Source organism: uncultured Thiodictyon sp. (assembly GCF_903946935.1).
Taxonomy (GTDB): Bacteria; Pseudomonadota; Gammaproteobacteria; order Chromatiales; family Chromatiaceae; genus Thiodictyon.
This window is the reverse complement of the sequence record NZ_CAJAXH010000067.1, coordinates 1-5,701: the sequence shown is the minus strand read 5'-3', so window position 1 is coordinate 5,701 and position 5,701 is coordinate 1. Positions and strand designations below refer to the sequence as shown.

Annotated in this window: 4 protein-coding genes; all 4 read left to right on the top strand. The window is 62.1% G+C overall.

Going from position 1 to position 5,701, the window contains the following annotated elements:
- The first annotated feature begins 111 nt into the window (after positions 1-111).
- The 4 genes from QZX93_RS05965 (at position 112) to QZX93_RS05950 (ending at position 5,579) form a co-directional block, all read left to right on the top strand.
- Positions 112-2,964, top strand: coding sequence for a helicase-related protein (locus QZX93_RS05965; RefSeq protein ID WP_295383866.1), 2,853 nt, complete (start codon positions 112-114; stop codon positions 2,962-2,964).
- 102 nt (positions 2,965-3,066) lie between these two features.
- Complete coding sequence (locus QZX93_RS05960; RefSeq protein ID WP_295383865.1) at positions 3,067-3,297, top strand: type II toxin-antitoxin system PrlF family antitoxin; 231 nt, start codon at positions 3,067-3,069, stop codon at positions 3,295-3,297.
- Positions 3,287-3,655 (top strand): type II toxin-antitoxin system PemK/MazF family toxin, encoded by a 369-nt coding sequence (locus QZX93_RS05955; protein ID WP_295383864.1) that lies wholly within the window; start codon positions 3,287-3,289, stop codon positions 3,653-3,655. The genes QZX93_RS05960 and QZX93_RS05955 overlap by 11 nt, the downstream gene beginning before the upstream one ends.
- Positions 3,656-3,659: 4 nt before the next feature.
- On the top strand, positions 3,660-5,579 hold the full coding sequence (locus QZX93_RS05950) for a DUF1156 domain-containing protein (protein WP_295383863.1): 1,920 nt from the start codon (positions 3,660-3,662) through the stop codon (positions 5,577-5,579).
- Positions 5,580-5,701: the final 122 nt, after the last annotated feature.

The following is a 5,701-nucleotide window of genomic DNA, read 5'->3' as shown; positions in this document are numbered from 1 at the left end:
GATTACTGCTCTGCCGAACCTTTATATCAGAGGCTTACGCTATTTTCAGACGTTGCCATAGAGCCGTTTTCTTTTTGTGTAACCGCTCTATCCTGCTGTTTTTGAGAAACTATGCGACCTACTGAGATCCCAGAGAGCCACTATTTCGGCAACAAGGTCAACAAGACCAAGCGGTTCCTGCTCGGCGAGCTGCTCGGTGGGATCTGCCGCCACTTCCTCCTGATGACCGCCACCCCCCACAACGGCAAGGAAGCGGACTTCCAGGTCTGGCTGTCCCTGCTGGACGCCGACCGCTTCTATGGCAAGTTCCGCGAGGGTGCCCACCAGGTGGACGTGTCCGACATGATGCGGCGCATGGTCAAGGAAGACCTCCTCAAGTTCGACGGTACCCCGCTGTTCCCCGAGCGCTGCGCCTACACGGTCAACTACACCCTCTCAGGACCGGAAGACGCCCTTTACACGGCCGTCACCGACTATGTCCGCAACGAGATGAACCGCGCGGATAACCTGGACGGCAAGCGCAAGAACACCGTCGGCTTTGCGCTCACCCTGCTGCAGCGCCGGCTCGCATCCAGCCCCGAGGCCATCTATCAATCACTCAAACGCCGCCGCCAGAAGCTCGAATCGCGCCTGCGTGAGGAGCAGATCAACCAACACGGCAACCACGTCGCCGAGACCCTGGGCACCTATAACGCCAAGGACGTGCCCGAGGACATCCTCGACGCCGACGACGAACTGACCGGCGGCGAGTACGAGGCCTGGGCCGAGGACGTGCTCGACCAGGCCACCACCGCCCGCACCATTGACGAGCTCAAAAGCGAGATCGGCACCCTCACCTGGCTCGAAGCCCAGGCCAAGGGCGTGGTCCACTCCGGCCAGGATCGCAAGTGGGATGAGCTCTCCCGCCTCCTGCAAGACCACACCCTGATGTGTACCGCGGCCGGCACCCGCCGCAAGCTCATCCTCTTCACCGAACACCGCGACACGCTCAACTACCTTCAGGCCCGCATCCAAGGGCTGCTCGGCAGCCCCGATGCCGTCGTCGCCATCCACGGCGGCATCAACCGCGACGATCGCCGCAAGACCCAGGAAGCGTTCCGCTTCGACCCCGCCGTGCTGGTCCTGGTGGCCACCGATGCCGCGGGTGAAGGCGTCAATCTCCAGAACGCCAACCTCATGGTCAACTACGACCTGCCGTGGAATCCCAACCGCTTGGAGCAACGCTTCGGGCGCATCCACCGCATCGGCCAGACCGAGGTGTGCCACCTGTGGAACATGGTCGCCAACCAAACCCGCGAGGGCGATGTCTTCCAAAAACTGTTCGACAAGCTGGAGGTGGAACGCGCGGCACTGGGTGGGCGCGTCTTCGACATCCTGGGCGAGGCCTTCGATAACCTGTCGCTGCGCGACCTGCTGATCGAGGCCATCCGCTACGGCGAGAGCCCCGAAACCAAGGCCCGGCTGAACCAGGTCATCGAGGGGGCCTTAGACACCGACCACCTGCGCGCCATCATCGGGCGTAACGCCCTGGTCGAGCAGACCATGCGCATGGAAGACCTGTACGCCATCAAAGAGGAGATGGACAAGGCCGAGGCCCGCAAGCTCCAGCCCTACTTCATCCGCGCCTTCTTCAGCGAAGCCTTCCAGGCCCTGGGTGGCGAACTGCGCCCCCGCGAGCCCGGCCGGTTCGAGATCCGTCACGTCCCCGCTGTCATCCGCACCCGTGACCGCGTGATCGGCGAGACCCGCACCCCGGTGCTCAAGGGTTACGAGCGTATCTGCTTCGAGAAGGACCGCATCCGCGTCGACGGCAAGCCGATGGCCAGCCTGGTACACCCAGCCCATCCGTTGATGCACGCCGTCACCGACCTGGTGCTCGAGTCCCACCGCGGCAAGCTCAAGCAGGGCGCCATCCTGCTCGATCCCAGCGACGAGGGCACCGTGCCGCGGGTCCTCTTCATGATCGAGCACACGGTGCGCGAGGCCGCCAGTGATCCGCCGCGCACCGTCTCGCGCCGCCTTCAGTTCGTCTCCATCGCCCCGGACGGTACCGCCGCGTTCGCCGGCTGGGCCCCCCACCTCGACCTCGTGCCGCTGGCCGACGCCGACCGGGCGGGCGTGCAGGACATCCTCACCGCTCCCTGGATCACCAGCCCTGACCAGGGCGGTTTGGAACAGACCGCCCTGGCCCACGCCATCGCCCGCCTGGTGCCGGAGCATTACCAAGAGGTGCGGGAGCGCCGCGAGCGCCAGGTAGACAAGATCCTCGGGGCCGTCAACGAACGCCTGATCAAAGAAATCAGCTACTGGTCGGACCGCTACATCAAGCTCACCGACGACGTGGCCGCCGGCAAGCAACCCCAGGTTCAGCCTGAGATGGCCCGCCGCCGCGTCGAGGAACTGACCGCACGCCTGGAGCAACGCAAACGGGAACTGGCCGACCAGCGGCATGTGGTCTCTGCCACCCCGGTGGTTATCGGCGGGGCACTCGTCATCCCCCAAGGCCTGTTGGATCAGCGCCAGTTGCCGGAGAGCGCGGCCTTTTCACCGGTGGATGCCGCCGCCCGCGCCCGGATCGAACGCATCGCCATGCAGGCCGTGATCGACGCCGAACGCGCCCTGGGACACACCGTCTTCGACGTCTCCGCCGAGAAATGCGGCTGGGACCTGACGGCCCGCCCCCCCATCCAGGACGGCAAATTGCCCGTGGACCGCCACATCGAGGTCAAAGGCCGCGTCAAGGGCGCGGACACCGTCACTATCAGCCGCAACGAGATCCTTTACGGGCTCAACCAGGCGGACAAGTTCATCCTCGCCATCGTGATCGTGGATGGGGACGGGCACGAGGGGCCGCACTACATCCGCAATCCCTTCCGCCAGGAACCGGATTTCGGGGTCGCCAGCATCAACTACAGACTCGCCGACCTGCTCGCGGGTGCCGTGTCGCCCAGTCCCCGGCTGTAACTGGCCCCAGGGCCTGCCCAATGCGTGCCCGGATCGCCTGCCTGCCCGACCCGCGTTCGCGCTAGAATGTAAGGACGTAATGCGTCCTTCCAGGTTTCAACCATGACCGCACTCGCCAAAATCACCAGCAAAGGCCAGACCACCATCCCCCAGGAGGTCCGCAAGGCGCTCCAGGCCGGTCCGGGGGACTTGCTGGCCTGGGACCTGGCCGCCGACGGCAAGGTCACGGTGCGGCGTGTCCGTCCCTTGGACCTGGACTATCTCAAGGCGGTGGAAGGCACCTTGAGCGAATGGGCCTCAGCCGAAGACGAGGCCGCCTACCGTGACCTTTGAACTCACCGATGAGCCCCCTGATGAATCAATGGCCGTCGTGCGGGTGCCCTTCCCCTTCACCGATCGCGACGCCACCAAGGTCCGGCCGGCCCTGATTCTGTCGGGCGCCGCCGCCTTCGGTACACCCGCCGGTCACAGCGTGCTGGCCATGATCACCTCGGCCAAGCACAGTGCCTGGCCGCTGGACGTGCCGATTCAGGATCTCACGGCAGCCGGGTTACCGACCCCCTCCCTGGTGCGCATGAAACTCTTCACCCTCGACCACGCGCTCATCCGCGGACGGCTCGGCCGACTCGGCCCGACCGACGCCAGGGCCGTGCGCGCGGTGCTCATTCAACTGCTCGACCTCAAGGACTGACGCCATGAGCCAGAACATCAAAGCCCCCAAGAAGCTCATCGAAGTCGCCCTGCCCCTGGACGACATCAACGTCGCCTCGGCGCGCGAGAAATCCATCCGTCACGGCCACCCCAGCACCCTGCACCTGTGGTGGGCCCGCCGGCCCCTGGCCGCGGCGCGGGCGGTACTGTTTGCCCAACTGGTCAACGACCCGGGGGGCGAGCGGGGCTGGTACGCTGGCAAGACCAAGGCCCAGGCGGATGAGGAGCGGGAGCGGCTGTTCGACATCATCCGTGACCTGGTGAAGTGGGAGAACACCAACAACGAATCTGTGTTGGAGCGCGCCCGCGAGGCCATCCGTGCCTCTTGGCGGGAGACCTGCGAGCTGAACAAGGGTAAGCCTGGCTTCGACCCGGACAAGCTGCCCGCCTTCCACGACCCCTTTGCCGGCGGCGGCTCCATCCCGCTGGAGGCCCAGCGACTGGGACTCGAGGCCTATGCCACCGACCTGAACCCGGTGGCTGTGCTGATCAACAAGGCCATGATCGAGATTCCGCCCCGATTTGCCGGACACCACCCGGTGGGGCCGATCCCGGACGGTCCGCGGCAGTTGCGGCTTGATCGCCAGGATTGGCCCGGCGCGACTGGGCTCGCCGAGGATGTCAGGCGCTATGGGCACTGGATGCGGGAGGAGGCGTTTAAGCGGATCGGCCATTTGTATCCGCCGGTTCAAGTCACCGCAGAGATGGCTAAGGATTCGAGTAATCCGCGGCCGGATCTCAAGCCCTATGTGGGAAAGAAGCTCACGGTGATTGCATGGATCTGGGCGCGGACGGTGAAAAGTCCGAATCCGGCATTTGCCCATGTGGATGTTCCGCTGGCATCGACCTTTATGCTCTCTACTAAGCCAGGCAAGGAAGCGTATATCGAGCCGGTTGTTGACGGAGACTGTTATCGATTCATTGTGAAGGTCGGTCAGCCCCAAGATAGGGATGCCGCAAACAATGGCACGAAACTGGCCGGAGCGAATTTCCGTTGTCTTATGTCGAACGCACCGATCTCAGGTGACTACATCAAGACTGAAGGAAAGGCTAAACGTTTGGGTATGCGGTTAATGGCTATTGCCGCTGAGGGCGTGCGCCAGCGAGTCTATTTGTCTCCCACTGATGCGATGGAGACTATCGCACGGCAGGCAGAACCCGAGTGGAGACCCGAGGGTGACGTACCTGCTCGCTTAACCGGAGGAACTTGTGTTCCCTACGGGCTTGAAAAGTGGGGAGACCTCTTCACCCTCCGACAGCTCGTAGCTCTGACAACTTTTTCCGATCTAGTAACGGAGGTAAGCGAGCACGTTAAGCGGCACGCGTTAACTGGCGACCACTGCGACGAAGGAAAGATTGACGCAATAATCAATAATAAGAATGCTGACGGCATTGCCGTTTACCTAGCCTGCGCGGTTAGTCGCATGGTGAATTATTCGGCAACTCTCTGCGTTTGGAGTTCGCATCCGAAGGACGAGTTAGCGAAACAAGTATTCTTGAGACAAGCTTTGCCTATGACATGGGACTTTGCTGAAACCAACCCCTTCTCGACAGCTGGCGGCGCCTTCGATATTAATATTCAGTATTTAAGGAAGGCGATTGAAGGGCTTCCTGGTTTCGGTTTCGGAAACGCAAAGCAGGAGGATGCAACTCAGGTTGAGATCCTAAACCGAGTCGTTTCCACCGATCCCCCTTACTATGACAATATCGGTTACGCCGACCTATCTGACTTTTTCTACGTTTGGCTGCGCCGCGCTTTGAAACCAATTTTCCCTGACCTTTTTGCCACACTGGCGGTGCCAAAAGCTGAGGAATTGGTAGCCACCCCATACCGTCACGGGAACAAAGAAAAGGCGGAAGCGTTTTTTCTCGACGGGATGACTCAAGCCTTAGAGGCTGTCTAAGAACCATTTTGAGATAGAGGCTTACTTAACGGCTAATAAATACGGCGTTTGATTATTGCAGATCTGCCGAAGAAGCAAGCGTCCGGATGCAATATAAACCTGTGTTTCGCTTGAAGTCGGTT

What these genes read in the sequence shown, in the direction of transcription:
- QZX93_RS05960 (WP_295383865.1), top strand. Translation starts at nt 3,067, where the DNA reads ATGACCGCACTCGCCAAAATCACCAGCAAAGGCCAGACCACCATCCCC.
- QZX93_RS05950 (WP_295383863.1), top strand. Translation starts at nt 3,660, where the DNA reads ATGAGCCAGAACATCAAAGCCCCCAAGAAGCTCATCGAAGTCGCCCTG.
- QZX93_RS05965 (WP_295383866.1), top strand. Translation starts at nt 112, where the DNA reads ATGCGACCTACTGAGATCCCAGAGAGCCACTATTTCGGCAACAAGGTC.